Here is a 25,156-nt window from a genome sequence, read left to right as displayed (position 1 = left end):
GCAGCGGATCACGCGATAGAAGTGTACACTGCTCACAATTGTAGCCATGCACGCACCCGCCCACCCAAAGATCACGACCCGCCAGGTGTTCGCCATCGCCGGTCCCGCGATGGTCGCGAACCTCACCACACCATTGATCGGCATCGTCTCGACCACCGCGATCGGCCGCCTCGACGACGCCGCGCTGCTCGGCGGCGTGGCGATGGCCTCGGTGATCTTCGACTGCCTGTTCTGGCTGTTCGCCTTCCTGCGCATGAGCACGCTGGCCTTCACCGCACAGGCGCAGGGCGCCGGCGAGCCGCAGGAATATGCTGCGATCCTGGTGCGCGGCTTCATCGTCGCCGGCCTGATCGGCGCTGCGCTGATCGCGCTCCAGTTGCCGCTCGCCGCAGTCACCTTCCAGCTAATGGGCGGCAGCGAGGGCGTCACGCGCGCCGCAAAATCCTATTTCATGATCCGGATCTGGTCGGCGCCGCTGGCGCTCGCCAACTACGTCATCCTGGGTTGGCTGGTCGGCCAGGCCCGCGCCAATCTGGCGCTGGCGCTGCAGATCGTGATCAACATCATCAACATGATCGCAACCGTACTGCTGGTGCAAACTTACGGCGCCGGCATCGCAGGCGCCGCGATCGCCGCCGTGCTCGCCGAGACCACCGGCTTCGTTGTCGGCATCATCTTGGCGTGGCGGATCTCGCAAGGCGGCTTCGCGGTACCCGCGGCCACGCTGTTCGATCGCGCCAAGCTGATGCGGATGCTGGCCGTCAACCGCGACATCATGATCCGCACCGCGGCGCTGATCGTCGTGTTCCTGTTCTTCACCGCCAAGGGCGCCCGCGAGGGCGACGTCACGCTGGCGGCGAATTCGGTGCTGAACAATTTCCTCTTGGTGAGCGCCTTCTTCCTCGACGGCCTCGCCAATGCCGCCCAGCAGCTGTGCGGCCGCGCCTTCGGCGCGCGCGATTCCCGTGGCTTCGCCGATTCGACCCGGCTGGTGCTGCTGTGGGGCACCGGCTTTGCGCTGGTCGTCTCGGTGCTGTTCGCGCTGTTCGGGCCGGCGCTGATCAAGTTGATGACGACCAGCGACGACGTGCGCCACTATGCGCGCGACTTCCTGCCGTTCGTGATCCTGGCACCGCTGCCCGGCGTGTTCGCGTTCGGCTTAGACGGCATCTATGTCGGCGCGACCTGGGCGCGCGAGATGCGCAATCTGATGCTGGCCTCGCTCGTGATCTTCCTCGCCACCTGGTGGGTGCTCAGCGGCTACGGCAACACCGGACTGTGGATCGCGCTGCTCGGCTTCTATGTCGCGCGCGGCGGCCTGCAAGGCCTGCGCTATCCGGCGATGTTGCGGAAGACGTTCAAGTGAACGAAGCGACCCTCTGCTCCCTCGCGTCCCGCTCTTGCGGGAAGTGGATTGGGGTGAGGGGCTATTTCCGCGAATGAGATGGGAGCCGAACACGCGGAGGCTCCCCCTCACCCGGATCGCATCTAACGATGCGATCCGGCCTCTCCCCGCAGGCGGGGCGAGGTAACGACACCTACCTCACCGGCCAATCCTCGGCCGTGATCGTCGCCGCATCGGCGCCGACAATTTCCGACAGCGAGTCGCGCCCGGTCCGCAGCAGGGTCGAGGACAGATCGCGCTTGATGTCGTCGATCAGGCCGATGCCCTTGTAGACCAGCGAGGAATACAGCTGGATCAGGCTGGCCCCGGCGCGGATTTTCGTCAGCGCGGCGCCGCCAGAATCGATGCCACCGACGCCGACCAATGGAAACGCGCCTTCGACGCGGACATAGGTTTCAGCCACCATCCGCGTCGACAGCCGGAACAGTGGACGGCCCGACAGGCCGCCCTGCTCCTTGGCGCGGCTCTCCTCGCGCAAGGTCGAGGGACGCGCCAGCGTGGTGTTGGCGACGATCATGCCGTCGACGCGCCGCGAGCGCGCGATGTGCACGACATCGTCGAGCTCGGCGAGGCTCAGGTCAGGCGCGATCTTCAGCAACACCGGCGAATCGCCGGCGTTCTTGCGCACGCGCTCGCGGGTGTCGATCACCCGCGCCAGCAGATCGTCGAGCGCCGCCGATTGCTGCAAATTGCGCAGGCCCGGCGTGTTGGGCGAGGAGACATTCACCGTGAAATAGCTCGCGACCGGAGCAAAGGTCTCGATCAGCTTCACATAGTCGGCGACGCGGTCCGTCGAATCCTTGTTGGCCCCAACATTGACCCCGACGATCCCTGCGGCGCCACCGCGCGTGGCGAGCCGGCGCAGCACGGCGTCCGCACCGTCATTGTTGAAGCCCATGCGGTTGATCACGGCCTCGTCGCGCTCGAGGCGAAACAGCCGCGGCCGCGGATTGCCGCCTTGCGGCTTCGGCGTCACCGAGCCGATCTCGACAAAGCCGAAGCCGAGCCGCAGCAGCGCGTCGGGCACTTCGGCGCTCTTGTCGAAGCCCGCCGCCATGCCGATCGGGTTCGGAAAGTTCAACCCGAAGGCGCGCACCGCGAGCTTGGGGTCATCCGCCCGCTGCCGGAACGGCGGCAGCAGCTTCAGGCCCTGGATCGCCATGCGGTGGGCATCTTCGGCATCGAACCAGCGCAGCAGCGGCAACGAGAAGGCATCGAAGGCACGGATCACGGCTTGAGCTCCGGAACGTCGTGGCCGCCATCGGAGCGCGCGCGCAGATCGAGGATCTCGGTGACCGCGCCGAGGTCGAGTTCGCCATAGAGATGCGGGAACAATTCGTCATTGCGCGACCGCTCCCAGCGCAGGGCGTCGCCAAGCGCGTCGGCATCGACCGCGACCAGGAACAGGCCGGTTTGCCCGTGATAGTGCTTGCGCGCGGTCTCGGCCACCTGGGCGGCGGTCGAAAAATGGATGAAGCCGTCGCGTTTGTCGTCCGCACTGCCCCGGTACACGCCCTGCCGTTCGGCCTCGCGCCAGGCCGAAGCGGGGGTGATTTTGTAGATCATAGGCACGGCCCGGCCTTCCCTTTTGTCCTTGAGTCTCTTGGGGTTTTATCCGGATTTGCGGGGAAAGGCCCCAATCGCCATCTGGCGAGCGAGGGACCGTATCGGCGGCGGGCGCCCAACTCAAGCGGTGGCGGGACACATCCGCCGGCAGATTTGCGAAAATCGAAGTTTCAGGCAATAATTCCTACCATCCGGGATGTCCTCGATGGCCAAACAGCCCAAAGCCGCGCGACCGCTGACCCACGCACAGGTCTGGGCCGCGCTCGACCGGCTTGCCGAACGCGCCGGCCTGTCGCCCTCCGGCCTTGCCAAGCAGTCCGGCCTCGATCCCACCACCTTCAACAAGTCCAAGCGCGTCACCGGTGACGGGCGCGAGCGCTGGCCGTCGACCGAATCGCTCTCCAAGGCGCTGGCCGCGAGCAATGCCAGCATGGAGACCTTCGTGCAGCTGCTCGGCGACGGCGCGCGCGGCGGCCAGTCGGTGCCGCTGATCGGCTTCGCCCAGGCCGGTGCCGGTGGCTATTTCGACGACAGCGGGTTTCCCGCCGGCAAGGGCTGGGATGAAGTGGCGCTGCCGGGGACGTCAGACGAGCACGCCTATGCGCTCGAGATCGAGGGCGACTCGATGAAGCCGGCCTATCGCGAAGGCGACATCATCGTGGTGTCGCCCGCGACCGCGATCCGCCGCGGCGATCGCGTCGTGGTGCGCACCACCGGCGGCGAGGTGATGGTGAAGGAACTGAAGCGCCGCACCGGCAAGGTGCTGGAACTCGCCTCGCTCAATCCGGAGCATCCCGACCGCATGCTCGATGCCGAGGAAGTCGCGTGGATCGCGCGCGTGGTGTGGGCGAGCCAGTAGCTGGGCACATCGATCACCACATCACCACTGTCGTCCCGGCGAAAGCCGGGACCCATAGCCACCGAAGATTATTGCTACACCACGCTGGGGCCGCGGCGCGCTTCAACAACGCGACCCCTGTGGTAATGGGTCCCGGCTTTCGCCGGAACGACGGCGGAGGTTAGAGCGCCATCCAAGCCCATTACGTCGCGTAGTCCGGCTCCTTGCGGTCCAGCATCCGCTTCAGCGCATCGAAATGCCGCTGCGCCGGGGATGGGCCGTTGTAGAGATGGTCGTCGCGGAAATCGCGCTTGGTCTTCTCCACCACATGCTGCGGCAACTGCTTCAGCGGCTGCTGGGTCCACATCGCGTAGATCTGCACCTGCGCGGCGCGCTCGATGTAATAGAGCCGGTCATAGGCGTCGGCGACGGTCTCGCCGACGGTCGAGATGCCGTGATTGGCCATGAACAGGATGGTCTTGTCGCCGATCACCTTGGCGAGCCGCGCGCCTTCCTCGGGATCAAGTGCAGGTCCCGTGTAGAGATCGTCATAGGCGATCGCCTCCGACAGCCCGACCTCGGTCTGGCCGATCTCCTTGATGCGCGGATCCTCGAGCCGGGTCAGCGCACTCGCATACGGCATATGGGTGTGGAACACCGCCTTGGCCTGCGGCAGCGCCTTGTGGATCGGCGCATGGATGCAATAGCAGGAGCGCTCGACCTCACCCTCACCGCGCTTGACGTCGGCATCGTCGATGCCGACCTCCATGAACGATGACGCGGTCACCTCCGACCAGTGCATGCCGAACGGGATCTGGTAGTAGCGATCGGTGCGGCCGGGAACCACGAAGGTGAGATGGTTGAAGATGCCTTCTGAAAAGCCGTGGATGTAAGCGAGCCGATGCGCTGCCGCGAGATCGACCCGCGCCTGCCATTCCTCGGCGCTCGAACTGTCCTGCAGCGATGTCGGCGAAACCCTGAACTGCATGCGCATGCTCCCATCTGTGCCGGCCCCTTGGCGGAGGCCGCTGCTGATTTTACGGAGGCGAGTTTAGCGCAATCCGACGCCAGCCCCGCTGAAATTGCGGCAGGACTGCCATCTGGTTTTGCGGCGCTACGCCGCAGTGTGCGCTCGTAGCCCGGATGGAGCCAACGGGTCGCGCGAACGCGCGCCCGATGACAGGCTCCGCGCAATCCGGGGCACCGAGGCCGCTGACGACGATCCCCCGGATTTCACTTCGCTTCATCCGGGCTACACATCCTTCAAATTACGACGACCGCGCCAGCGCACCGTCGATCATATTGACCGCGTTCTGCACGCCGTAGACCGCGACGAAGGAGCCGAAGCGCGGGCCCTTCTCCTGGCCCAGCAGCACCTGGTAGAGCATGTTGAACCAGTCGAGCGAGACGCCGGGGCGGCCGTCCTTGCCCTTCTTGACCATGTCGAGGAACGGCTCGCGGCGGCCGATCTCGTAGACCACGTTCTGGATGTCTTCCGCGGTCGCATCGGCCGGCATGTTGGCGAGCGCATCGCGCAGGTCCTGCAGCGCGGCGCGTTCGCCATCGGTCGGCTCGCGGAACTGCTTGGTCGGCGCCACGAAGTCGCGATAGTAGTTGATCGCGTAGCCGACCATCGCATCGAGCTTCGGATGGGTCTGCGGCGTCACGCCCGACCGGTAGCGGCCGATGAAGCCCCACAGCGTCTCGGCATTCTCCGCGTTCGACGACGACACCAGCGTCAGCAACAGCTGGAAGGTGACGGGCATGTCGGCCTGCGGCGGCTTGCCGGAATGGATGTGCCAGACCGGATTTTGCAGCTGCTGCCGCGCCTCCTGCCGCGTGAAGCCGTCGAGGAATTGCTGGTAGTCGTCGACATTGCGCGGGATGACGTCGAAATAGAGCCGCTTCGCCGCCTTGGGCTCGCGATACATGAACAGCGACAGCGATTCCGGCGAGGCGTAGCGCAGCCATTCGTCGATGGTCAGGCCGTTGCCCTTCGACTTCGAGATCTTCTGGCCCTTCTCGTCGAGGAACAGTTCGTAGTTGAAGCCTTCCGGCGGCGTGCCGCCGAGCGCCGCGCAGATCTTGCCCGACAGCTTGACCGAATCGATCAGGTCCTTGCCGGCCATTTCATAGTCGACGCCGAGCGCATACCAGCGCATCGCCCAGTCCGGCTTCCATTGCAGCTTGCAGCGGCCGCCGGTGACGGGAACGGTGACGCTCTCCCTGGTCTCGGGATCTTCGTAGGAGATCGTGCCGGCCTTGGCGTCATGCGCCGTCACCGGCACGTAGAGCACGAGGCCGGTGCGCGGACAGATCGGCAGGAACGGCGAGTAGCTCGCCGCGCGCTCCTCGCGCAGCGACGGCAGCATGATCGCCATCACCTTCTCGATCCGCTCCAGCATGCGCAGCAGCGCGGCATCGAACCGGCCGGAGGTGTAATACTCGGTCGAGCTCGCGAACTCGTAGTCGAAGCCGAACTGGTCGAGGAAGGCGCGCAGCCGCGCATTGTTGTGCTGGCCGAAGCTCGGATGGGTACCAAACGGATCGGGCACCTTGGTCAGGGGCTTGCCGAGATGCTGCTCCAGCAGCTCCTTGTTCGGCACGTTGTCCGGCACCTTGCGCAGGCCGTCCATGTCGTCGGAGAAAGCGAGCAGGCGGGTCTTGATCTTGTCTTCGGTCAGCACACGGAAGGCGTGGCGCACCATCGTGGTGCGCGCGACCTCGCCGAAGGTGCCGATATGCGGCAGGCCGGAGGGGCCGTAGCCGGTCTCGAACAGCACCTCGTCCTTGGGATTTTTCTTCAGCCGCGCCACAATCGCTTTCGCCTGCTCGAACGGCCAGGCGTTGGATTGTTCGGCGAGCGCCCGCAGGTCGCTCGGGCTGGCAGCAAGATCAATCACGGACATTCCTCAGGCTCTCTCCAAAAAGGCCGCGAAAACTAACGCTTTCGCGGCAAAATGCAAAACGACGGTGGCGGCGCCCGCTCCCTCGCCCCGCCCTTGCGGGGAGGGGGTTGGGGTGAGGGGCTCGATCCGCATCGACGGCAAGAGCCGGAATCGCGGTGAGTCCCCCTCACCCGGAATTCAAGCTTCGCTTGAATTCCGACCTCTCCCCGCAAGCGGGGCGAGGTGAAGACATTCGCGCGTCAAAACGGGCTGATCGAGAAATAGCGCAGCCACAGGTCGGTGAAGCGGCCTTTTTCCCAGATCCGGAACAGCGCCCAGTTCAACGACTGCCGAAGCAGATCGTTGCCCTTGCGCACGGCGATGCCGACGCCCTCGCCGAAATAGCGGCTTTCGACGAAGGGGCCGCCGGAGAACGCGCAGCATTCGGCGGAATCGGTGCCGTTGATCCAGAACGCGAGCGAGATCGCATCGCCAAAGATGAAGTCGACCTCGCCGCGGCGCAGTGCCGCACGCAGCGCATCGTTATCCGGATAGGAATGGATCTCGGCGTCGGTGAACATCGCCTTGAGATAGGCCTCGTGCGAGGTGCCGGCGATCACGCCGACCTTCTTGCCCTCGAGATATTCGGGACGGATTTCCGGCATCACATTGTCGCGGCGCGACACGAAGCGGGCCGGCGCGCGGTAATAGGGATCGGTGAAATCGACCTTGGCGCGCAGCTGCGGCGTCACCGCCATCGAGGCGATGATGGCATCGCCGCGGTTGGTGGCGAGCGCATCGATCAGGGTCTCGAAGCGGCGCATCTGGATGGTGCAGGTGACCTTGATCTCGTCGCACAGCGACCGCGCCAGGTCGACGTTGAAGCCGGCCGGATTGCCGTCCGGCCCGGTGAAGTTGAACGGCGGATAGTCGGTCTCGGTCAGGAAACGGATCACGGTGAGGCGCGACAGGTCCGGACGGTCCGGACGGCGCCGCGGATCCCAGAAGCCCGGTACCGCCTGCGGCGCAGCCTCGGTGGCTTTGGGTGGCTGGGTTGGCGGCGACGGAGCGGCAGCCGCCGGGGGCGTCGCGGGTGCCGTTGGTGCAGGGGCCGCCTTGGTGGACGGGGCGGGAGCGTTCTTCGCCGCCGGGGCCTGTGCCGGAGGCGTCTGCCCGGCCGCAGGCCCGGCCATAGCCAACACCACGGCCGCCAGCATCCCCGCGGCCAGGCGGGACTGGCGCGAGCGGACGGCAGATGGCTGGGCAGACAGATTGGGCATAACCGGCAATATCAGGAAATTGGACGGCTTATAGACCATCCGGCGCGTGAAGCGAGCGCCGAATGGGTTAATTCCGAACCGGGAAAAGCGGTCAGAGATAGCGTTTGAGATCGGCCGCCGCCTCTTCCGGCGTCCGCTTCAGATTGAACGGCGCGACGAAATGGCCGTCGCGGTCCATCAGATAGATCAGCGCGGTGTGGTCCATCGTGTAGTCGCCATCCCTAAGCGGCACCTTCTTGGCGTAGACACGGTAGCTCGACAGAACCTTGGCGATCGCGGCCGGATCGCCGGTCAGGCCCTTGAGGTGCGGATCGAAGCTCGACAGGTAATCCTTCATCGCCGCGGCGGTGTCGCGCTCCGGATCGACCGAGACGAAATAGGCGTTCACGCGGTCGGCGTCCTTGCCCATCGCCTTCAGCACCTCGGAGATCTCGAACAGCGAGGTCGGGCAGATGTCCGGGCAATGGGTGAAGCCGAAGAAGATCAGCGTCGGCTTGCCCTGGAGATTCTTGTCGGTGACGGTCTGGCCGGCCTGGTCGGTGAGCTGGAACGGGCCGCCGATCGCAGCCGGCGCGGCGACGGTGCGCAGGCCGCCGACCGCCCACAACATAAGGAACAGGCCGACCGCCAGACTGCCCGCGAAGGCAGCAAAGATCACCAATGGGCGCGTGGTCCGGGGCATGATGCGAGAGCGTCCTTGTCAGAAGCAGGCGGCGATGCCGGCCGTGATCATTTCGAAAAACACCGCGGTCCCGTAGTGGAACCAGAGCGCGGCGGCGGCAAGCAAGGCCAATCCGCCGATGCCGGCAGCGCCCCACAGGATCGCAGACGCCACCCGGCCCTGCGGAGCCGCAACGAGCTCGGATCGGGTGGAGATCGGCTGAACCATGCGGTTGAGATAAGCCGGGTTCCGGCAGGCAGCAAGCGCAATGGCGGTCGCAGGCCGTCAAATGAGTGCGAGGCGATTTCCAGGGCTTATCCCGTCATGCCGGGGTTTCCGGCCACGACTCAATGCTCGCCCTTCGCCGAGGCCTGGGCGTTGAGGTAACACGGCTTGTACAGCGCCTGCAGTTGCTTGCCTTGCAGGAAGATCATGCGCCGGGTCAGGCCGCCGCGGCCGGTGATCCATTTGCGCACCGCCGGCGGGTACATCAGGTACAGCATATGGGTGGCTTCGGGATTGGGCACCGGACGGCCGTCGTCGCCGTAATCCCAGGCGGCATGGAAGCCGAGGCTGGCGTGCGAGGTCACGCAGATCCGGTCATGAGGAACCTTGCCGAGCACGATGGTGCAGGCCGAGGCGCACAGCCCGTCGATGATCACGGTCTCACCCGAGCTGCGCAGGTCCTGATATCTGTCGACATAGACGCCGATCTTGCCGCCGCGATCGTCGGCGATCCTGACCACTGCTTGAGACGCCCCCATTCCCGCCAGCAGGAGAACCGCAGCGAGCAACCCCGTCAGCAACTTCATTTTGGCCAGCCCCAGTCGAAACCGAATCTGTTTGGTCTGTGATGCACGACAATCGTGAGCGTGTTGCGGCCGCGGATTTTTGTCCAGACGCGCGATGCCGGTCAAAACAAATTCAAATTGGGTGTTGCGCGCACGCTGCAGTGGCGCGTGGAAAAGGTCCCAAACTGGAACAGCTTGCCGCAACCATCTGGTGCCTCGCCGCCACAGGCAAGGTCCATTTGGCGTTGACCGCGCACAACGACGCGGTCTTGATTAATGGCGGGACGGGGGAATCAAACATGGCTGACGATGCGGATGTGATCGTGATCGGCGCCGGGCTTGCCGGTCTGGTCGCCGCGACCGAGATCGCCGATGCGGGCAAGCGCGTCATCGTGCTCGACCAGGAAGGGGAACAGAGCGTCGGCGGCCAGGCGTTCTGGTCGTTTGGCGGGTTGTTCCTGGTCGATTCGCCGGAACAGCGCCGGCTCGGCATCAAAGATTCCGCCGACCTTGCGTTGCAGGACTGGATGGGCACCGCCGGTTTCGATCGCGAGGAGGATCATTGGCCACGCAAATGGGCCGAAGCCTATGTCGCGTTCGCGGCCGGCGAGAAACGCGACTGGCTGCGCGCGATGGGTCATCGCATCTTCCCGGTGGTCGGCTGGGCCGAGCGCGGCGGTTACGACGCGATGGGCCACGGCAATTCGGTGCCGCGCTTCCACGTCACCTGGGGCACCGGCCCCGGCATCGTCGAACCATTCGAGCGCCGCGCGCGCGAGGCCGCCAACAGCGGGCGCCTGGTGTTCAAGTTCCGCCATCGCGTCGATGCGCTGAGCGTCACCAACGGCGCGGTCGACGGCGTCAGCGGCGCGATCCTGGAGCCGACCTCGGTCGAGCGCGGCAAGAGTTCCGCGCGCAACGTCGTCGGTGATTTCAGCTTGCGCGCGCAGGCCGTGATCGTCGCCTCCGGCGGCATCGGCGGCAATCATGATCTGGTGCGGCAGAACTGGCCGAAGCGGCTCGGCGCGCCGCCGAAGTTCATGATCTCCGGCGTGCCCGAACATGTCGACGGCCGCATGATCGGGATCACCGAGCAAGCCGGTGCCCGGCTGATCAACCGCGACCGCATGTGGCACTATGTCGAGGGCATCCAGAACTGGAACCCGATCTGGCCGCGTCACGGCATCCGGATTCTGCCGGGGCCATCATCTATGTGGTTCGACGCGTCAGGCAAACGGCTGCCGGCGCCGCTGTTCCCGGGCTCCGACACGCTCGGGCAACTGCATTACATCATGGGCACCGGCTACGATTATTCGTGGTTCATCCTGACCCAGAGCATCATCAAGAAGGAGTTCGCGCTGTCAGGCTCGGAGCAGAACCCCGACCTGACAGGAAAAAGCTGGCGCATGACGATCAAGCGCGCCACCAACAAGGGCGCGCCGGCGCCGGTCGAAGCCTTCAAGCAGCATGGCGCCGACTTCATCGTGCGCGACAATCTCGCCGACCTCGTCGGTGCCATGAACAAGCTCGCCGGCAATGACCTATTGCAGCTCGACGCCATCAAGGCGCAGATCGAGGCGCGCGACCGCGAGATCACCAATCCCTATGTGAAGGATGCGCAGGTGATGAACCTGCATAATGCGCGGCGCTATATCGGCGACCGGCTGATCCGGACCGCAAAGCCGCACCGCATTCTCGATCCCGAGCACGGCCCGCTGATCGCGGTGAAGCTCAACATCCTCACCCGCAAGACGCTCGGCGGCTTCGAGACCGACCTGGATTCGCGCGTATTCGGCAACGAGCACGAGATCATCCGCGGACTTTACGCGGCTGGCGAAGCCGCGGGCTTCGGCGGCGGCGGCGTGCACGGCTATCGCTCGCTGGAGGGAACATTCCTCGGCGGCTGCCTGTTCTCCGGCCGCAATGCCGGGCGCGCGGCGGCGAAGGCGGTGGGATAGAGCATGCCGCTCGCCACGGAAGTGACGGCGAAACGGATATGGAAGAGCCCGCCGGGCTCGAACCGGCGGGCTCTTGTCATTGAGTCCCAATTTCCTCAGCTATCTCTGAGCTTTCTTGCGCTCACGCCAGCTTGGTGAAGAGCGTGAGAATGCCGTTGCTGAGATTGACAGCGACAACCTGTGCCGAGCTCAGTCCCTTCGCCTTCAGCGCGGATGTCGCCTCCGTGGACGCGTCGATGGAACCCCGCAGGCTCTTCAGGTCTTCTTCGCTTGCCTTTGCGATGACAGCCTCGACCCGTGAGCGGACTTCGGGCTTCAGTTCCTTGACGTCCACGACCTGTATGGTCTTGATCGTGGCGGGTTGCTCAGACTGGGCTTGCGACGGCGTGTTCGGTTGCGTTCCCTGCACTTGCGCCCAAGCAGGTGTTCCAAGCGAGAGCGCGGCAACGATGATGGATGCCGTAGAGATGCGGATGCGCATGAGCATTCCTTGTGTTGATTGCCCCCAACACATCCCGCGACAACGAGCTTCCCTCGCCGATGGTTCCGGCCAGAAATCCACGCTTCGGAATGGTTCCGTGCGAAAGTTATGGAACTGCCGCAGGGCGCGCGGTCAAATATCGAGGAACAACCCCATGCAAAGGAGCCGGCGGTGGCCGCGCTCGATCAAGGGACTTGACACGTCGGGCAACTCAGGGGCACACTTCTAATATTCCGAAATTGCGCGCTCGCCCTAATCCGCCTCCGCACTCGCGAAGCGGACGCCGAACGTATCGGCATTCGCCTGCCCCCAATCGTAAAGTGCCTGCAGCATCGGCTTCAGCATTTCGCCGCGCTTGGTGAGGCAATAGCGCGAGGAGCCGCCGCCGCGCTCCTGCTTGACGAAGCCCGAATTGCAGAGATCGCGCAGCCGCTCGGTCAACACCTTATCGCTGAGCTGCGGGATGTCGTGGCGCAGTTCGCCATAGCGCATCGGCCGGACCTTCAGCCGGCTCAGGATCACGGTCTTCCATTTGCCGCTGAGCTGATCGATCGAGAACTCGACCGGGCAACCATATTTGCGCTTGGTCTTGCGGATCATCGCAACTCTCTCCCGCGGCACTTTCCATCTGGTTCGTTGAGCGCCGCCATCGATCCATCTAAGCACGCTTCGCGCGGGTTGGGCGAGTTCAGGGATCATTGCAAGGCATGACAGACGACAGTTCCGTCCAAGGGTCGAGCGACAGGCAACCTCGGCGCAAGCGCATCACCATCAGGCGCAACGGGCCGTATGAACCCGAGCCCGACATTGCCATTGTCGATCATCTCGGCGTACCTGTCGCAGCCGAGGCGCCGGTGCGGCTCTGCCGCTGCGGGCAATCGCAGACAAAGCCGTTCTGCGACGACAGCCACGTTGCGCGCGGCTTCACTGACTCCAGGGATCCGCGGCGTGTGCCCGACAAGCTCGACATCTATGCGGGGCAGCAAGCGTTCGTATTCGACAACCGCGGCACCTGCGCGCATTCCGGCTTCTGCACCGACCGGCTCAACGCCGTGTTTCATCTCGGCGAAGAGCCGTTCGTCGCACCGAGCGGTGCGCGCCTCGACGACCTCATCAACGCGGTGCGCCGATGCCCGTCGGGCGCGCTCGGCATCGGCATTGGCCCCGTGCGCGACGCCAACCTGTCCGATACCAACCGGCCGCCGCAGATCGAAGTGTCGAAAGACGGGCCCTATCGCGTCACCGGCCATGTCGAGCTGGTCGACGCGGATGGCACGCCGGTCGCGCAGAACGCGGGCGCGTCACAGGAACATGTCAGCCTGTGCCGCTGCGGCGCGTCACTGAACAAGCCGTTCTGCAGCGGCATGCACTGGAACGTTGCGTTTCGTGACCCCGTTCCCGATCCCTTGCGCGAGCCGACATTGTTCGAATGGGCGGGCGGCTATCCGGCGCTGCTCGACATGACGCGCATCTTCTACAGCCGCTATGTGCCCGAGGACCCGCTGCTCTCCCCGCTGTTCGCCGAGATGTCGCCGGACCATCCCGAGCGGGTCGCGGCCTGGCTCAGCGAGGTGTTCGGTGGGCCGAAATTCTACACCGAACGCTATGGCGGCTATCGGCGGATGGTTTCGCAGCACATCGGCAAGCAGATCAGGCCGGAGCAGCGCGCACTGTGGGCCACCTACATGATGCAGAGCGCCGACGATGCCGGCCTCCCGTCCGATCCGGAATTCCGCGCCGCCTTCGTCGCCTATATCGAATGGGGATCGCGGATCGCGCTGGAGAATTCCGGCTCCGGCGCGACACCGCCGAACATGCCGGTGCCGCGCTGGTGGTGGGTCTGCAACGCAACGCCGGCCGCGCGGCCGTCGGCTGCCGCGAGCGATGCGGCGGTCGCGAATGATCCCGCCGTCGCGCTGCCCGGTCCCGGCGAGGCCGTGCAGTTCGAACAGCACATCCGGCCGCTATTCCGGCCGATGGATCGCAACGCGATGCTGTTCGCGTTCGACCTCTGGAAGGAAGAGGATGTCGCCAGGCACTGCCGGCAGATCCTCGCTCGCCTGAAAGCCGGGACCATGCCATGTGACGGCGCCTGGCCGGCCGAACGGGTCGCGCTGTTCGCACGCTGGGCGAACGGATTGGAACCACAGGCCTGATTGCGCCGAGGCGATCTCGGAGCAATTTCGAGCGATTCCGTGAACGGTGCTGCAAATTGTGCAGTGGCGGCGGGCGCGCTGGCAGGCTAGAGAGTTTCCGCCATTCAAGTGGAGACCCAAATGAGCATTCAACGTTTCGAAACCGGCCCGCGCATGAGCCAGGCCGTCGTGCACGGCAATACCGTCTATCTCGCCGGCGTCGTCGCCGGCAAGGCCGCGGGCGGTAGCGTGACCGACCAGACCAAGGACATCCTGTCGATCATCGACGGCCATCTCGCCAAAGCCGGCACCGACAAGTCGAAGCTGCTCAGCGCGACGATCTACATCACCGACATGAAGACATTCCCGGAGATGAACGCGGTGTGGGACTCGTGGGTCTCGGAGGGTAACACCCCGGCCCGCGCCACCGTCGAAGCCAAGCTCGCGGCGCCGCAGTACAATGTCGAGATCATGGTGGTCGCAGCGAAGTAAGCACGACATCCGTCACCGCGACGAATCTCGATGCCCCGGATTGCAAGACGCAGTTCGGGCATTCGCGTGTTCCGCTCACGCGCTGATCCGCAATCGTTCCGCGGCCTCACCAAGATCGGACTGAAGCCAGCGGGCAATCCGGTGCCACGAACCGGCCAAGGCCTTGCACCCCACGAACAGACCGAGGTGACCACACGGCTCGGTGTCACACTGCAGCCAAGCCGGCGGGGTCCCGAGCAGTCGCAACGTCGCAAGCGCCTGGTCGGGCGGAACGACGACGTCGTTCTCCGCGGCGAGCAGGAAGACGGGCTGCTTCACCGCAGCAAGATCGATCCTGCAACCAAGCGCGACGAAGTCTCCGGCCGCGATCCGGTTCTGGCGAAAGATCCAGTCGGTCACTTCGAGGTAGTAGGTGCCCGGCAGATCAAGCGTCTCGTCGTTCCAGCGCATGAAGCGATCGAGCAGCGTCCGCGCATCCTCCGACTTGTCGTCGAGCTGCCGCTGCAGCGCCGCTTCCACGTCACGAATGGTGAAAGGGACGCTCCAGGCCTGCAGCATGTGCTTGCCGCTGACGATCCCATCCCCCTGACGGACCAGCGCCTCGAAACCTTGCTGTGGAACCGAGGCGACCATCCTGGAGAGCTCCGACGGCACCGAAACGTCGAGCGGGCTGCCGGCGAGCACGAGCCGTCGCACCTTGCCGGGAAAGCGCGCCGCATAGAGCAATGACAGCCAGCCGCCCTGGCAGAGACCGGCAAGGTCGACCGGCGGCCCGATCGTGTCGACGGCCACGTTGAGATCGGACAAGAAAGTATCGATGGAGAAAAATCGCATCTCCGGGCCCGCCGACCGCCAGTCGGTGAGATAGAGGCGCGCAATACCCGCCTTCTGTAACGTCTCCATCAGGCTGTGGCCGGGCGCAAGATCCGCTATCTTCGCACGGTGCAGCGCATAGGGCGCACAGACCAGCAGCGGCCGGCCTTCCGCCGCGCTCGAGAAATCCAGTAGGCGCATCGAGGCCAGTTCAAGCGCGACCGTGTGAGCCGTCGTCCAGGGCAACGCGGCCGCTTCGCCCGGCAAATCCGTCGGCACGGACGCAGGCTTGGGGTACCAATGCGAGTAGATGTCCAGCGCCAATCGCGCGGCTTCGAACGGCCACAGCCAAGCGTCCTGCGCCCAACTGGTGCTCGCACTTCGTTCCGATGGGTCCACCTTTTCGGGCAAGGTCATTCACCGATCGATCGTTGCGGGATAGTCTGGCCAACGCGGTCAAAACCTTGACCCTGATCAAGAAGCGACAAATTCAGTCCGGACCAGTCTACGCCAAACCGGCTGGAGCAGCAGCCACGCCGGGACGTCACGATCTCGCGACCCCGGCGCGACCTGCCGGCTGCTGCCGGACCATGCCTGCGAGCCGCTCAACGTGCATGCGCACGGCGATCCCGAGCCAATATAAAGCCGTAGCTCGCGCCACCGTCACGCGCGCGATGACCTCTGAGGTAATCGATCGGCGCACGCGAACCTTCGATAGTCCGAACAGCCGCACAGTCCGGCGCATCAGAAGGAGAGCAGCATGACCGACCACGCCACCATTGCCCGCCGCTACATCGAGCTCTGGAACGAGCGCACGCCGAGCCGGCGCCGCGAGATGCTGAGCGAGAACTGGACCGCCGATGCGCGCTATGTCGATCCGCTGATGAGCGGCGACGGCCATGAAGGCGTCGACGCGCTGATCGCGGGCGTGCAGCAGAAGTTTCCGGACTTCTCGTTCAAGCTGATCGGCGAGCCGAACGGCTTTGGCGACCACGTCCGCTTCTCCTGGGGGCTTGGCCCCGACGGCGTCGACAGCCCGATCAAGGGCACCGACTTTGCCATGCTGAAGGACGGCCGGATCAGGAGCATCACCGGCTTCCTTGACCAAGTGCCGAGCGCCTGAGGCGATTTCCACATGGCCGTCATTCCCCGGTGCGCAATTGCGCACCTGAGGGCGACGCGCGGCGTCGAGCCCGGAATCCATTCAGCCGCAGCGCTTGCGGTCCGATGGATTCCGGGCTCTCGCTGCGCGAGCCCCGGAATGACGAGGAGATGGGACGCCCCCGCTTCCACCCCAGTGATGTCGCTGCTAGTCTTCCCGAAACACAGGGAGGACACCATGAAGGCCGATTTCGCCTTCAAGACTTCTGTCGTCAGCGACATCACGCCGGCGCTGCTGGCGATCGGCCACGACAGCTTTGCGCAGGCGCTGATCGGCTCGCTGCGCCGCGTCGCCGGCGTCGGTCACTGCATGGTGTTCTCGTTCACCGGCCCGCGGTCGGCCGCGTGCCTGCTCGACGTCGGCAACATCCCGACCGGGCGCGATCTGGGGATCGCCTATTCCGAACATTTCCATCAGGCCGACCCGAACCGCGACGCGGTGTTCGAGGGCCAGTCGCAGGCCGCGCCGATCGTGCTGCCGAATTTCGCCCGCCGGATGTACAGCGACGGCTACCGCAAGATCTTCTTTGACGATTCCGACATCGTCGACAAGTTCGCCGCCGCGATCTGGACCGGCGACATCTGCTTCTACGTCAATTTCTACCAGATCACCGCGCAGGGCCGCTTCAGCCGCGAGCAGATCGCGCGCCTCGCCGCGGTCGCGCCCGCGTTGACCGCAGCCGTTGCGCGGCATTTCCAGCGCGACCCAGCGCCGGAGGTGGATCCGATCGCGCGGCTGAAGACCCTGTTTGCGACCACCGAGCCGCTCGCCCGGTTGACCGGGCGCGAGAAGGAGGTCTGCCTGCGCATCCTCACCGGCCTCAGCTCGGAAGCCATCGCAGCCGAGCTCGGCATCGGGCTGCACTCCGCCCTCACCTACCGCAAGCGCGCCTATGACAAGCTCGGCATCTCCTCGCAGAACGAGCTGTTCGCGATCGCCCTGCGCCTGATGGCGTCGGGACGCCAGCTGAATTGAGGCAGCTCTGAGCGGTGGCCTGTCCCAAGCGGTAGGGACAGACCGGCGGCGACAGGGCGCCTATGCTTGGTCCGAAACCTGAGGCCAACCCGAGATCGCGCCGTGAGCACCGCGCCCCATATCGACATCGACGTCACAGCGTTCTGGCAGGATCCCTATCCGGCACTGGCGCGCATGCGCAAGGAGGCGCCGATCGCTTTCGTGCCGCAGCTCGGCAGCACGCTGCTGTGCAACCGCGACGACATCTTCGTGTCGGAAAAGCAGATCGACGTGTTCTCGTCGCACCAGCCCGAAGGGCTGATGAACAAATTGATGGGCCACAACATGATGCGCAAGGACGGCGATGCGCACATGACCGAACGCAAGGCGATCTTCCCGGCGATCTCGCCGAAGACGGTGCGGTCGCACTGGACCGCGCAATTCGCCGGACATGCGAGGCGCATCCTCGACGAATTGACGCCGGATGGCGCGGTCGATTTCGTGCAAGCCTTCGCGCTGCCGTTCTCGGCCGAATGCCTGAAATCGATCACCGGCCTCACCAACATGCGCTTTCAGGACATGAACTCGTGGTCGCAGGGCATGATCGACGGCATTGCCAATTACGTCGGCGATCCCGCGATCGAGGCGCGCTGCCACGCGGCGACCTCGGGCATCGACGCCGCGATCGACGACATGGTGCCGGTCCTGCGCAGGACGCCCGACCTCAGCCTGCTCGGCGTGCTGCTGCAGACCGATATGCCGATGGAGAGCGTGCGCGCCAACATCAAGCTCGCGATCTCGGGCGGTCAGAACGAGCCGCGCGACGCGATCGCCGGCACGGTGTGGGCGCTGTTGACCCATCCGGACCAGCTGGCGCTGGCGTTGAGCGGCGCGATCCCGTGGCTGCAGGTGTTCGAGGAATATGCCCGCTGGATCTCGCCGATCGGCATGTCGCCGCGGCGGATCGCAAAGCCCTGGACGATCCGGGACGTCGCCTTCGAGACCAACGAACGCGTGTTCCTGATGTTCGGCTCGGCGAACCGCGACGAGAAGCATTTCGACCGGCCCGACGCATTCGACGTGCGCCGCGACGCCAGCAAGAGCATCGCGTTCGGCGCCGGTCCGCATTTCTGCGCCGGCGCCTGGGCCTCGCGCGCCATGGTCGCCGACGTCGCGCTGCCCGCGATCTTCGAAAGGCTCAGGAATCTGCGCCTGATCGCGGACAAGCCGCCGCGGATCGGCGGCTGGGCGTTCCGCGGCCTGCTGGATTTGCCGGTGACATGGGACGCGTAGGGCACGCTGAGACTAGGTTAAGCTGGATCGGCGTCGGAAGCTCACCTCTCCCTTGGGAGAGGTCGATTTGCGTAGCAAATCGGGTGAGGGGTTGCGGTCGATCGAGAGAGCAAGAGCCCTCACCCGGATTGCTTCGCAATCCGACCTCTCCCCGTCGGGGAGAGGTGAACCGAAACCGCCGTGTGCTTCAACCAATCATTCCGCTCTAGACGCTCCTACCGCCCCCAGCGCAGCACGACCGGATCGAGCGTGCGCGCGATCTCGATCAGGCCGACGCGCGTCGCCGGATGCAGCGGCTGCAACGGGTGGCGCACCGCGTCCGATTTGATGACGCCGCCCTCGCGCATCAGCACCTTGCAGGCTTGCAGCCCGCACTGCCGGTTCTCGTAATTGATCAGCGGCAGCCAGCGCGCATAGGCCTGCATGGCCTCGTCGCGGCGGCCGGCGAGGAACGGATCCATGATCTGGCGGATGCCGTCGGGATACCCGCCGCCGGTCATCGCGCCGGTGGCGCCGGCATCGAGATCGGCCATCAGCGTGATCGCCTCCTCGCCGTCCCACGGCCCCTCGATGACGCTGCCGCCCTTTTCGATCAAGCCGCGCAGCTTGTTCGCCGCCATCGGCACCTCGATCTTGAAATACCTGACATTGGCGAGCTCCTTTGCCATCCGTGCCAGGAAATCGACCGACAGCGGCGTGCCGGCGACCGGCGCGTCCTGGATCATGATCGGAATGCCGATCGCATCCGAGACTACGCGATAGAATTCATAGATCGCCGGCTCGCCGACGCGGAAGGTCGCACCGTGATAGGGCGGCATGATCATCACCATCGCAGCACCGGCGGCCTCCGCCTGGCGGCTGCGCGCGGCGCACACCGCCGACGAGAAGTGCGTCGTGGTAACGATGACGGGAATGCGGCCCGCGACGTGCTCGAGCACCGCGTGCATCACGGTCTCGCGCTCGGCATCGGTCAGCACGAACTGCTCGGAGAAGTTGGCGAGGATACAGATGCCGTGCGAGCCGGCATCGATCATGAAATCGATGCAGCGGCGCTGTCCGTCGAGATCGAGGTTGCCGTCGGCATCGAAGATGGTCGGCGCGACCGGGAAGACGCCGCGATAGGGACGCTTTGCGATTGTTGTCATAGGACGACCTCCCAGGTTTCTTGTCAGCTGTTCTGATTAAACGCTGCGGAACGGCAACGGCGGACCTTCGAGCCTGCGCAGGCCCGGCTCGCGCCGCTCCAGCCACCAACCATACTGCTTCGGCCAGGATGCGAACACCTCGCCGCTTCCGACGCCAAGCGCAAGCTCGGCATGCAGCGGCCAGCTCGGATCGAACAGCGCCTCGCGGCCGATCGCGACCAGATCGGCCTGGCCGTCCGCCAGAATATCTTCGGCCTGCTGCGGATGCAGGATGAGGCCGACCGCAATGGTGGCAACCTCGGCGGCGCGGCGGATTTCGTCCGCATAGGGCACCTGAAAGCCGTAACCGCGCGGAATCCGCGCCGCGGTCGCCGAGCCGAGCAGGCCGCCTGACGAGCAATCGATCAAATCGGCGCCGCGCGCCTTGGCTTCGCGCGCGAATGCGATCTGGTCCTCGAGCGTCAGGCCGCCGTCGACGCCATCGACCGAGGAGATCCGCACCGACAGCGGCCGCTCCGCGGGCCAGGCGGCGCGCACGGTCTCGATGATTTCGAGCGGATAGCGCATCCGCCCGGTGCGGTCGCCGCCATAGGCGTCGCTCCGGTGGTTCGACAAGGGCGAGAGGAATTGGTGCAGCAGATAGCCGTGCGCACAATGCACCTCGACGAATTCGAAGCCGGCCTCCACCGCACGCAGCGTGGCGCGCCGCCATTGCTCGCGCAACGCCGCGAGCTCCTCGACATCGAGCGCGTGCGGCATCAGCCAGCCTTGCTCCATCGGGATCGCGCTCGGCGCCACCGTTCGCCATGGCAGATCGCCGCGGACGTGATCGGCATCATCGAGGGCGGCATTGCCGTACCAGGGGCGCTGCATGCTGGCCTTGCGTCCGGCATGCGCGAGCTGGATCGCGGGCACCGCGCCATTGTCCTTCAAGAAGGCTGCGATGCGCTCAAGCGGCGCGATCTGCTCGTCGTTCCAGATGCCGACATCGCCATGGGTGATGCGGCCCTCGGCGACCACCGCCGCAGCCTCGACCATCACGAGCCCGGCGCCGCCCTGGGCAAACTTGCCGAGATGAACAAGATGCCAATCATTGGCGAGACCGTCGGTCGCCGAATACTGGCACATCGGTGAAATCAGGATGCGGTTTCGGGAGGTCACGCCACGAAGCGTGATCGGCTGAAACAGAAGCGGCTGCGGCATCGGGACCTGCGGAAAACGTGGTGGCGGGAAAAATGGTGGCAGAAAGCTAGGCGGCGCGTTCCGAGATCGCAAGTCACGCCGTGGCGCAGGCGGCAAGACCTGCACGCATGCGCAGTTGCGCAGCCGCGCGAAATGCGCAACCCGCAACATTTGCCGCAGAATAATTTCCCGGCCGGTAAACACTTTCCGTCATCCATGGGCGACTTTCGGTCATCCCGAGGTCCGCCACCGATCGCAATTCGCGCCTGATATGCCTACATTGCCGACATGAAGAAAATCGGATTCCTCTCGTTCGGGCACTGGACGCCCTCGCCGCAATCCCAGGCCCGCTCGGCCGCGGATGTGCTCCTGCAATCCATCGATCTTGCGGTCGCCGCCGAAGAGCTCGGCGCGGACGGCGCGTATTTTCGCGTCCATCATTTCGCCCGCCAGCTGGCCTCGCCGTTCCCGCTGCTGGCGGCGGTCGGCGCGAAGACCAGCCGGATCGAGATCGGCACCGCCGTCATCGACATGCGCTATGAAAATCCGATGTACATGATCGAGGACGCCGGCGCGGCCGACCTGATCGCTCAGGGACGCCTGCAACTCGGCATCAGCCGCGGCTCGCCGGAGCAGGTGATCGATGGCTGGCGCTATTTCGGCTATCAGCCGGGCGAGGGCCAGACCGACGCCGACATGGGCCGGCGTCATGCCGAGATCTTCCTCGAGCTGCTGCGCGGTGAGGGATTTGCAAAGCCGAATCCGCGGCCGATGTTTCCCAACCCTCCCGGCCTGCTGCGGCTCGAACCGCTCTCGGAAGGCCTGCGCGAGCGCATCTGGTGGGGCGCCGGCTCGAACGCCACCGCGGTCTGGGCCGCGAAGCTCGGCATGAACCTGCAGAGCTCGACGCTGAAGAGCGACGAGACCGGAGAGGCCTTCCACATCCAGCAGGCCGCGCAAATCCGCGCCTACCGCGCCGCCTGGAGGGAGGCCGGTCACAGCCGCGAGCCGCGGGTCTCGGTGAGCCGCAGCATCTTTGCGCTGGTCGACGATCGCGACCGCGCCTATTTCGGCAACGGCCAGGAGGAAGATCAGATCGGCTTCATCGACGAGCGCACGCGCGCGATCTTCGGCCGCGGCTATGCCGCCGAGCCGGAGAAGCTGATCGAGCAGCTCAAGACCGACGAGGCGATCGCCGAGGCCGACACGCTGCTGCTGACCGTCCCCAATCAGCTCGGCGTCGCCTACAACGCGCATGTGATCGAGAGCATTCTCGCTCACGTCGCGCCCGCGATGGGATGGCGGTGAGTTTGCGCGATCGGGACCCGCGGCGGCCGTCCTTCTAGGGGTGTGGTTGAAGGCGGACGACCGGCCGCGGGCTTGAACCGACCATTCTCTACCGGAGGCTGGCCGGTTCTACAGCGCCAATGCCGGAACCCGCGAGATCGTTCCGGCGGAACTCCGTTCTCAAACGCGGAGAACTACGGAAACATAACTGCGCCTTGTGAGAAGAACAGGTTGAGTACGGTTCGTTAGGCGGGCACGTTACGTGAACAGATCGCCGTAATATCCCGGGCGATCGCGGCAGGCCTGACCGCCGATATGCCCACGTCAGGAATCGCGATCGCGATCACGCTCGGCGAGATCGTGGCGAAGGCGATCGACGCGCTCATCAAGTCGCCGGTTCAGTTCCTCGTCCTCGTTCGAAGAGCTGCCGCGACGGGCGCGAAGGACAAATACGCATCCGATCACAACGATCGCAATGAGCGCGTAGAACCACCATTCCATGGGTCGATCTCAAATGGACGCCCGCGAAAACGAGCGGAAATCGTCATCGTTCCCGCCTGTCGCGGCGCGCCGATCTCGGTGCATCGGCTGGCGCGTAAAAGGGGTTGATCAGGCAGGTCGCCGGAAGCCCCGCAGCGCCGGCCTGGCACTGATTCAGCGACGCGAAGTCGCAGTCCATTCGGTCGCCGATCAACGCACCATAGACATGCCTGCAGACCGGGTAGCGCGGATCATACATTTGTGCAGAGGCTGGCCTTGTCATCCAAAGCGCGCTCAGCGCAAGCAGCAGCGCTCCAAGCAACTTCACGTCGGCTCTCCTGCGATTGCCCACAGACTACGACCGCCCAAGGGCTGGAGCGGGCGAAGGGAATCGAACCCTCGTATGCAGCTTGGGAAGCTGCCGTTCTACCATTGAACTACGCCCGCAATCTCAATTGCTTGAGGTCGACCCAATCGGGTGCGACCTGCCGGACCATAGCCCGGGCGGCGGCAACGGATCAAGCGTGCATTGACGCCGATCGCCGCCGCTAAAGCGCGGTGAGATCAGATTGAATCGTTATCGCGCTTTAGTGCATTGTTTGCGCATGATCTTTTCGGAAAACCGCTACACACTTTTCCGGATCATGCTTTAGTGCCCCATCCTCACGAGCGCGTCATTGATGACAAAGGGTGTGGCGGCCGTTGCATCGCAGGTCCCGCTGCGCGCGTAGATGCAGGCATCGGCGATGCCGACATGGGCACAGCTTTGCCGGGAAAAATCCGCCGGCAGATCGCCGGCCGCCTCGGGGCGTGCAAGGATGCGGTTGAAAGCCGGCTTGGTGGTCTGCAGCAGCAGCGGCAGCACCAGCTCGGCAAGCGGATCGGCGGGCGCAAGCACATAGAGCGGCACCGGGCCGACCAAACGCTCGCGGCCAGGCAACAGCTGGAAACGGACGTTGTAAAGCGCAAGGCCGCACATCTGCGGATCGTTGCGCAGTTCCGTCGCTAGCTGCGCGGCGCCGACGCCACGCGTCCAGTATTCGCGCATGCCTTCGCTGGCGCCGGCCAGCGCCACCGAGAGCAGCGCCCAGCCAGCCATGACGACCGGCAACGCAAGGCGGCGCCATCTGTCCTTCGTGCGCAGCCATCGCACCCAGTCGGCCGAGCCGAGCGCGGCGACGATGATGAAGAGCACCACCGAGAGGAAGACGAAGCGGTATTCCTTGTGCGCGATCACGCTGTGGAAGACGAGGTTGGCGAGCGCGACAGCCAGCAGCAGCGGCGCATGCCGCCAGCCGCGCCAGATCGCAGCGAGCGGCAATACGATCGCCGCCGACCATACGATCAGGAAGTTGACGAGATACGCCGCGGGCGGGGTCACGCCGAACTCGGTGGCGCGATCCTGCACGAGGTTTTCCTTGATATTGCCGATCAGCCAGACGAACGGCACGGCGCCATGCGCAAGATCGATTGCGGCGGTGAGCACCAGCGCGGCGAGGCCACCGGCGACCAGCGGAACGAGGTTGCGCCAGCGCATCCAGCAGGCGCCGAGGGCGAGCACCGCAATGGCCGGCGCATATTGGAAGCGGCAGACAAAGGCGAAAGCGAGCAAGGCACCGCCGATCGCAAGACGCCGCTGCGACGGATGATTGGTTACCAGCAGCGCCGCCGGCACGATCAGCGCCGTCGCCAGCGGCTCGCCCAGCGTGTGCGGCGCGAGCAGGACCAACTCGAACCAGACCGCGGCGGCAAAGGCCGCGACGACGGCATGGGTTCGCGAGACCCGTGCGCCAAAGAACCAGGCGCTGACCACGATCGACACCGACGCACATGCCGCGAGCAGGCGCGGCACCAGGAAGGCACCGGCGCCGCCGGGCGCAACCGCATCACCAAGCGCAACCGGCCCGGCCAGCAACGTCGGCAGGAACCAGCCGCGGATGCCTTCGCGCCATTCCCAGGTCAGGATGCCGTCATGGCCGAGCATGCGCCACGCCGGCTCGAGATACTGGAAGATCTCGTCGGGATACATCACGTTGGGCCAGACCGCGGCCGCAAGACGGATCAGCAGCGCCAGCGACAGCAACGCGAACAGCGGGAGAAAGCGCCCGCGCGCACGCCGGGCCATGCCCGCGCTGCCCGGCGCGGCTTCGGCGCTGGTGCTCGTCATCGTTCGGCCGATCGTATCGGGGAGCAGCATGCTGGCGACCAGATAGCGGGCAAAGCCTTTAAGATGCGTGACCGGAGGATGCGTGACCGGACGTTGTCGAGGTCACACAGCGCCGGCCGCGACATGCTTAACTAAACGTGAAGATTCCGGATGCGCCTGCGGCCACCGATGCTATGAT

The 25,156-nt window shown here is 65.3% G+C and carries 25 protein-coding genes and 1 tRNA gene; 9 read left to right on the top strand and 17 right to left on the bottom strand.

Annotated features, from left to right (window positions below; genetic code table 11):
- The first annotated feature begins 46 nt into the window (after nt 1-46).
- Entirely contained in the window at nt 47-1,366 is a 1,320-nt protein-coding gene (locus ACVIW0_RS03280; protein WP_461351022.1) for an MATE family efflux transporter, read from the top strand.
- A gap of 172 nt (nt 1,367-1,538) precedes the next feature.
- On the opposite strand, the gene ACVIW0_RS03275 is transcribed toward ACVIW0_RS03280, so the two are convergent.
- A complete protein-coding gene (locus tag ACVIW0_RS03275; RefSeq protein WP_461351021.1) occupies nt 1,539-2,636 on the bottom strand; it encodes a quinone-dependent dihydroorotate dehydrogenase in 1,098 nt (365 codons plus the stop codon).
- Entirely contained in the window at nt 2,633-2,977 is a 345-nt protein-coding gene (locus ACVIW0_RS03270; RefSeq protein WP_167386909.1) for a DUF952 domain-containing protein, read from the bottom strand. The genes ACVIW0_RS03275 and ACVIW0_RS03270 overlap by 4 nt, the downstream gene beginning before the upstream one ends.
- Before the next feature lie 199 nt (nt 2,978-3,176).
- Between ACVIW0_RS03270 and ACVIW0_RS03265 the strand changes: the two genes are divergently transcribed.
- Nucleotides 3,177-3,830 (top strand): S24 family peptidase, encoded by a 654-nt coding sequence (locus ACVIW0_RS03265; RefSeq protein WP_461351020.1) that lies wholly within the window; start codon nt 3,177-3,179, stop codon nt 3,828-3,830.
- Between the two features lie 181 nt (nt 3,831-4,011).
- Here the strand turns inward: ACVIW0_RS03265 and ACVIW0_RS03260 are convergent, their stop codons facing one another.
- The 6 genes from ACVIW0_RS03260 to ACVIW0_RS03235 form a co-directional block, all read right to left on the bottom strand.
- Complete coding sequence (locus tag ACVIW0_RS03260; RefSeq protein WP_461351019.1) at nt 4,012-4,797, bottom strand: class II aldolase/adducin family protein; 786 nt, start codon at nt 4,795-4,797, stop codon at nt 4,012-4,014.
- Between the two features lie 280 nt (nt 4,798-5,077).
- Nucleotides 5,078-6,718 carry a lysine--tRNA ligase gene (locus tag ACVIW0_RS03255; RefSeq protein ID WP_461351018.1) on the bottom strand — a complete coding sequence of 547 codons (1,641 nt, stop codon included), beginning with the start codon at nt 6,716-6,718 and terminating at the stop codon, nt 5,078-5,080.
- Nucleotides 6,719-6,957: 239 nt separating this feature from the next.
- On the bottom strand, nt 6,958-7,914 hold the full coding sequence (locus tag ACVIW0_RS03250; protein WP_461357231.1) for a transporter substrate-binding domain-containing protein: 957 nt from the start codon (nt 7,912-7,914) through the stop codon (nt 6,958-6,960).
- A 154-nt stretch (nt 7,915-8,068) separates the two neighbouring features.
- Nucleotides 8,069-8,659: an SCO family protein gene (locus ACVIW0_RS03245; RefSeq protein WP_461351017.1), complete on the bottom strand. Its 591-nt coding sequence runs from the start codon at nt 8,657-8,659 to the stop codon at nt 8,069-8,071.
- An 18-nt stretch (nt 8,660-8,677) separates the two neighbouring features.
- On the bottom strand, nt 8,678-8,812 hold the full coding sequence (locus tag ACVIW0_RS03240; RefSeq protein WP_263009965.1) for a hypothetical protein: 135 nt from the start codon (nt 8,810-8,812) through the stop codon (nt 8,678-8,680).
- A 173-nt stretch (nt 8,813-8,985) separates the two neighbouring features.
- The gene (locus ACVIW0_RS03235) at nt 8,986-9,450 is read right to left on the bottom strand and encodes a hypothetical protein (protein ID WP_461351016.1); all 465 of its coding nucleotides are present in this window, start codon (nt 9,448-9,450) and stop codon (nt 8,986-8,988) included.
- A gap of 278 nt (nt 9,451-9,728) precedes the next feature.
- On the opposite strand from ACVIW0_RS03235, the gene ACVIW0_RS03230 reads away from it, so the two are divergent.
- Entirely contained in the window at nt 9,729-11,387 is a 1,659-nt protein-coding gene (locus tag ACVIW0_RS03230; RefSeq protein ID WP_461351015.1) for an FAD-binding dehydrogenase, read from the top strand.
- A 121-nt stretch (nt 11,388-11,508) separates the two neighbouring features.
- Here ACVIW0_RS03230 and ACVIW0_RS03225 read toward each other — a convergent pair whose 3' ends face one another.
- Together ACVIW0_RS03225 and ACVIW0_RS03220 are read right to left on the bottom strand one after the other, a co-directional pair.
- The gene (locus ACVIW0_RS03225; RefSeq protein WP_461351014.1) at nt 11,509-11,868 is read right to left on the bottom strand and encodes a hypothetical protein; all 360 of its coding nucleotides are present in this window, start codon (nt 11,866-11,868) and stop codon (nt 11,509-11,511) included.
- 252 nt (nt 11,869-12,120) lie between these two features.
- On the bottom strand, nt 12,121-12,468 hold the full coding sequence (locus ACVIW0_RS03220; RefSeq protein WP_461351013.1) for a winged helix-turn-helix transcriptional regulator: 348 nt from the start codon (nt 12,466-12,468) through the stop codon (nt 12,121-12,123).
- 107 nt (nt 12,469-12,575) lie between these two features.
- Here ACVIW0_RS03220 and ACVIW0_RS03215 point away from each other — a divergent pair, with 107 nt between their 5' ends.
- The gene (locus tag ACVIW0_RS03215; RefSeq protein WP_461351012.1) at nt 12,576-14,024 is read left to right on the top strand and encodes a CDGSH iron-sulfur domain-containing protein; all 1,449 of its coding nucleotides are present in this window, start codon (nt 12,576-12,578) and stop codon (nt 14,022-14,024) included.
- 120 nt (nt 14,025-14,144) lie between these two features.
- Nucleotides 14,145-14,495 (top strand): RidA family protein, encoded by a 351-nt coding sequence (locus tag ACVIW0_RS03210; protein ID WP_461351011.1) that lies wholly within the window; start codon nt 14,145-14,147, stop codon nt 14,493-14,495.
- 75 nt (nt 14,496-14,570) lie between these two features.
- Here the strand turns inward: ACVIW0_RS03210 and ACVIW0_RS03205 are convergent, their stop codons facing one another.
- Complete coding sequence (locus ACVIW0_RS03205; protein WP_461351010.1) at nt 14,571-15,725, bottom strand: alpha/beta fold hydrolase; 1,155 nt, start codon at nt 15,723-15,725, stop codon at nt 14,571-14,573.
- A 343-nt stretch (nt 15,726-16,068) separates the two neighbouring features.
- On the opposite strand from ACVIW0_RS03205, the gene ACVIW0_RS03200 reads away from it, so the two are divergent.
- The 3 genes from ACVIW0_RS03200 to ACVIW0_RS03190 all read left to right on the top strand — a co-directional run bounded on the left by ACVIW0_RS03200 (nt 16,069) and on the right by ACVIW0_RS03190 (nt 18,717).
- The gene (locus ACVIW0_RS03200) at nt 16,069-16,431 is read left to right on the top strand and encodes a nuclear transport factor 2 family protein (RefSeq protein ID WP_461351009.1); all 363 of its coding nucleotides are present in this window, start codon (nt 16,069-16,071) and stop codon (nt 16,429-16,431) included.
- 216 nt (nt 16,432-16,647) lie between these two features.
- Complete coding sequence (locus ACVIW0_RS03195) at nt 16,648-17,445, top strand: helix-turn-helix transcriptional regulator (protein WP_461351008.1); 798 nt, start codon at nt 16,648-16,650, stop codon at nt 17,443-17,445.
- A 102-nt stretch (nt 17,446-17,547) separates the two neighbouring features.
- Nucleotides 17,548-18,717, top strand: coding sequence for a cytochrome P450 (locus tag ACVIW0_RS03190; protein WP_461351007.1), 1,170 nt, complete (start codon nt 17,548-17,550; stop codon nt 18,715-18,717).
- Nucleotides 18,718-18,932: 215 nt separating this feature from the next.
- Here the strand turns inward: ACVIW0_RS03190 and ACVIW0_RS03185 are convergent, their stop codons facing one another.
- Together ACVIW0_RS03185 and ACVIW0_RS03180 are read right to left on the bottom strand one after the other, a co-directional pair.
- A complete protein-coding gene (locus tag ACVIW0_RS03185) occupies nt 18,933-19,862 on the bottom strand; it encodes a dihydrodipicolinate synthase family protein (protein ID WP_461351006.1) in 930 nt (309 codons plus the stop codon).
- Between the two features lie 36 nt (nt 19,863-19,898).
- The gene (locus tag ACVIW0_RS03180) at nt 19,899-21,065 is read right to left on the bottom strand and encodes an NADH:flavin oxidoreductase/NADH oxidase (protein WP_461351005.1); all 1,167 of its coding nucleotides are present in this window, start codon (nt 21,063-21,065) and stop codon (nt 19,899-19,901) included.
- 267 nt (nt 21,066-21,332) lie between these two features.
- Between ACVIW0_RS03180 and ACVIW0_RS03175 the strand changes: the two genes are divergently transcribed.
- Nucleotides 21,333-22,352: an LLM class flavin-dependent oxidoreductase gene (locus tag ACVIW0_RS03175; protein ID WP_461351004.1), complete on the top strand. Its 1,020-nt coding sequence runs from the start codon at nt 21,333-21,335 to the stop codon at nt 22,350-22,352.
- 303 nt (nt 22,353-22,655) lie between these two features.
- Here the strand turns inward: ACVIW0_RS03175 and ACVIW0_RS03170 are convergent, their stop codons facing one another.
- The 4 genes from ACVIW0_RS03170 to ACVIW0_RS03155 all read right to left on the bottom strand — a co-directional run bounded on the left by ACVIW0_RS03170 (nt 22,656) and on the right by ACVIW0_RS03155 (nt 24,978).
- Entirely contained in the window at nt 22,656-22,832 is a 177-nt protein-coding gene (locus ACVIW0_RS03170) for a hypothetical protein (protein WP_461351003.1), read from the bottom strand.
- A gap of 43 nt (nt 22,833-22,875) precedes the next feature.
- The gene (locus ACVIW0_RS03165) at nt 22,876-23,139 is read right to left on the bottom strand and encodes a DUF3551 domain-containing protein (protein WP_461351002.1); all 264 of its coding nucleotides are present in this window, start codon (nt 23,137-23,139) and stop codon (nt 22,876-22,878) included.
- Nucleotides 23,140-23,184: 45 nt separating this feature from the next.
- Nucleotides 23,185-23,258 (bottom strand) — tRNA-Gly (locus tag ACVIW0_RS03160).
- A gap of 202 nt (nt 23,259-23,460) precedes the next feature.
- Nucleotides 23,461-24,978: a glycosyltransferase family protein gene (locus ACVIW0_RS03155; protein WP_461351001.1), complete on the bottom strand. Its 1,518-nt coding sequence runs from the start codon at nt 24,976-24,978 to the stop codon at nt 23,461-23,463.
- Between the last annotated feature and the right edge of the window lie 178 nt (nt 24,979-25,156).

The organism is Bradyrhizobium sp. USDA 4454 (assembly GCF_054822705.1).
Note: the sequence above shows the minus strand (reverse complement) of the source record. Positions and strands in the feature narration are given on the sequence as shown.

Bases quoted from the DNA above. Each gene is read 5' to 3' on its own strand.
- ACVIW0_RS03280 (WP_461351022.1), top strand. From the start codon at position 47: ATGCACGCACCCGCCCACCCAAAGATCACGACCCGCCAGGTGTTCGCC.
- ACVIW0_RS03265 (WP_461351020.1), top strand. From the start codon at position 3,177: ATGGCCAAACAGCCCAAAGCCGCGCGACCGCTGACCCACGCACAGGTC.
- ACVIW0_RS03260 (WP_461351019.1), bottom strand. From the start codon at position 4,797: ATGCAGTTCAGGGTTTCGCCGACATCGCTGCAGGACAGTTCGAGCGCC.
- ACVIW0_RS03255 (WP_461351018.1), bottom strand. From the start codon at position 6,718: ATGTCCGTGATTGATCTTGCTGCCAGCCCGAGCGACCTGCGGGCGCTC.
- ACVIW0_RS03250 (WP_461357231.1), bottom strand. From the start codon at position 7,914: ATGCTGGCGGCCGTGGTGTTGGCTATGGCCGGGCCTGCGGCCGGGCAG.
- ACVIW0_RS03245 (WP_461351017.1), bottom strand. From the start codon at position 8,659: ATGCCCCGGACCACGCGCCCATTGGTGATCTTTGCTGCCTTCGCGGGC.
- ACVIW0_RS03235 (WP_461351016.1), bottom strand. From the start codon at position 9,450: ATGAAGTTGCTGACGGGGTTGCTCGCTGCGGTTCTCCTGCTGGCGGGA.
- ACVIW0_RS03230 (WP_461351015.1), top strand. From the start codon at position 9,729: ATGGCTGACGATGCGGATGTGATCGTGATCGGCGCCGGGCTTGCCGGT.
- ACVIW0_RS03225 (WP_461351014.1), bottom strand. From the start codon at position 11,868: ATGCGCATCCGCATCTCTACGGCATCCATCATCGTTGCCGCGCTCTCG.
- ACVIW0_RS03220 (WP_461351013.1), bottom strand. From the start codon at position 12,468: ATGATCCGCAAGACCAAGCGCAAATATGGTTGCCCGGTCGAGTTCTCG.
- ACVIW0_RS03215 (WP_461351012.1), top strand. From the start codon at position 12,576: ATGACAGACGACAGTTCCGTCCAAGGGTCGAGCGACAGGCAACCTCGG.
- ACVIW0_RS03210 (WP_461351011.1), top strand. From the start codon at position 14,145: ATGAGCATTCAACGTTTCGAAACCGGCCCGCGCATGAGCCAGGCCGTC.
- ACVIW0_RS03205 (WP_461351010.1), bottom strand. From the start codon at position 15,725: ATGACCTTGCCCGAAAAGGTGGACCCATCGGAACGAAGTGCGAGCACC.
- ACVIW0_RS03200 (WP_461351009.1), top strand. From the start codon at position 16,069: ATGACCGACCACGCCACCATTGCCCGCCGCTACATCGAGCTCTGGAAC.
- ACVIW0_RS03195 (WP_461351008.1), top strand. From the start codon at position 16,648: ATGAAGGCCGATTTCGCCTTCAAGACTTCTGTCGTCAGCGACATCACG.
- ACVIW0_RS03185 (WP_461351006.1), bottom strand. From the start codon at position 19,862: ATGACAACAATCGCAAAGCGTCCCTATCGCGGCGTCTTCCCGGTCGCG.
- ACVIW0_RS03180 (WP_461351005.1), bottom strand. From the start codon at position 21,065: ATGCCGCAGCCGCTTCTGTTTCAGCCGATCACGCTTCGTGGCGTGACC.
- ACVIW0_RS03175 (WP_461351004.1), top strand. From the start codon at position 21,333: ATGAAGAAAATCGGATTCCTCTCGTTCGGGCACTGGACGCCCTCGCCG.
- ACVIW0_RS03170 (WP_461351003.1), bottom strand. From the start codon at position 22,832: ATGGAATGGTGGTTCTACGCGCTCATTGCGATCGTTGTGATCGGATGC.
- ACVIW0_RS03155 (WP_461351001.1), bottom strand. From the start codon at position 24,978: ATGACGAGCACCAGCGCCGAAGCCGCGCCGGGCAGCGCGGGCATGGCC.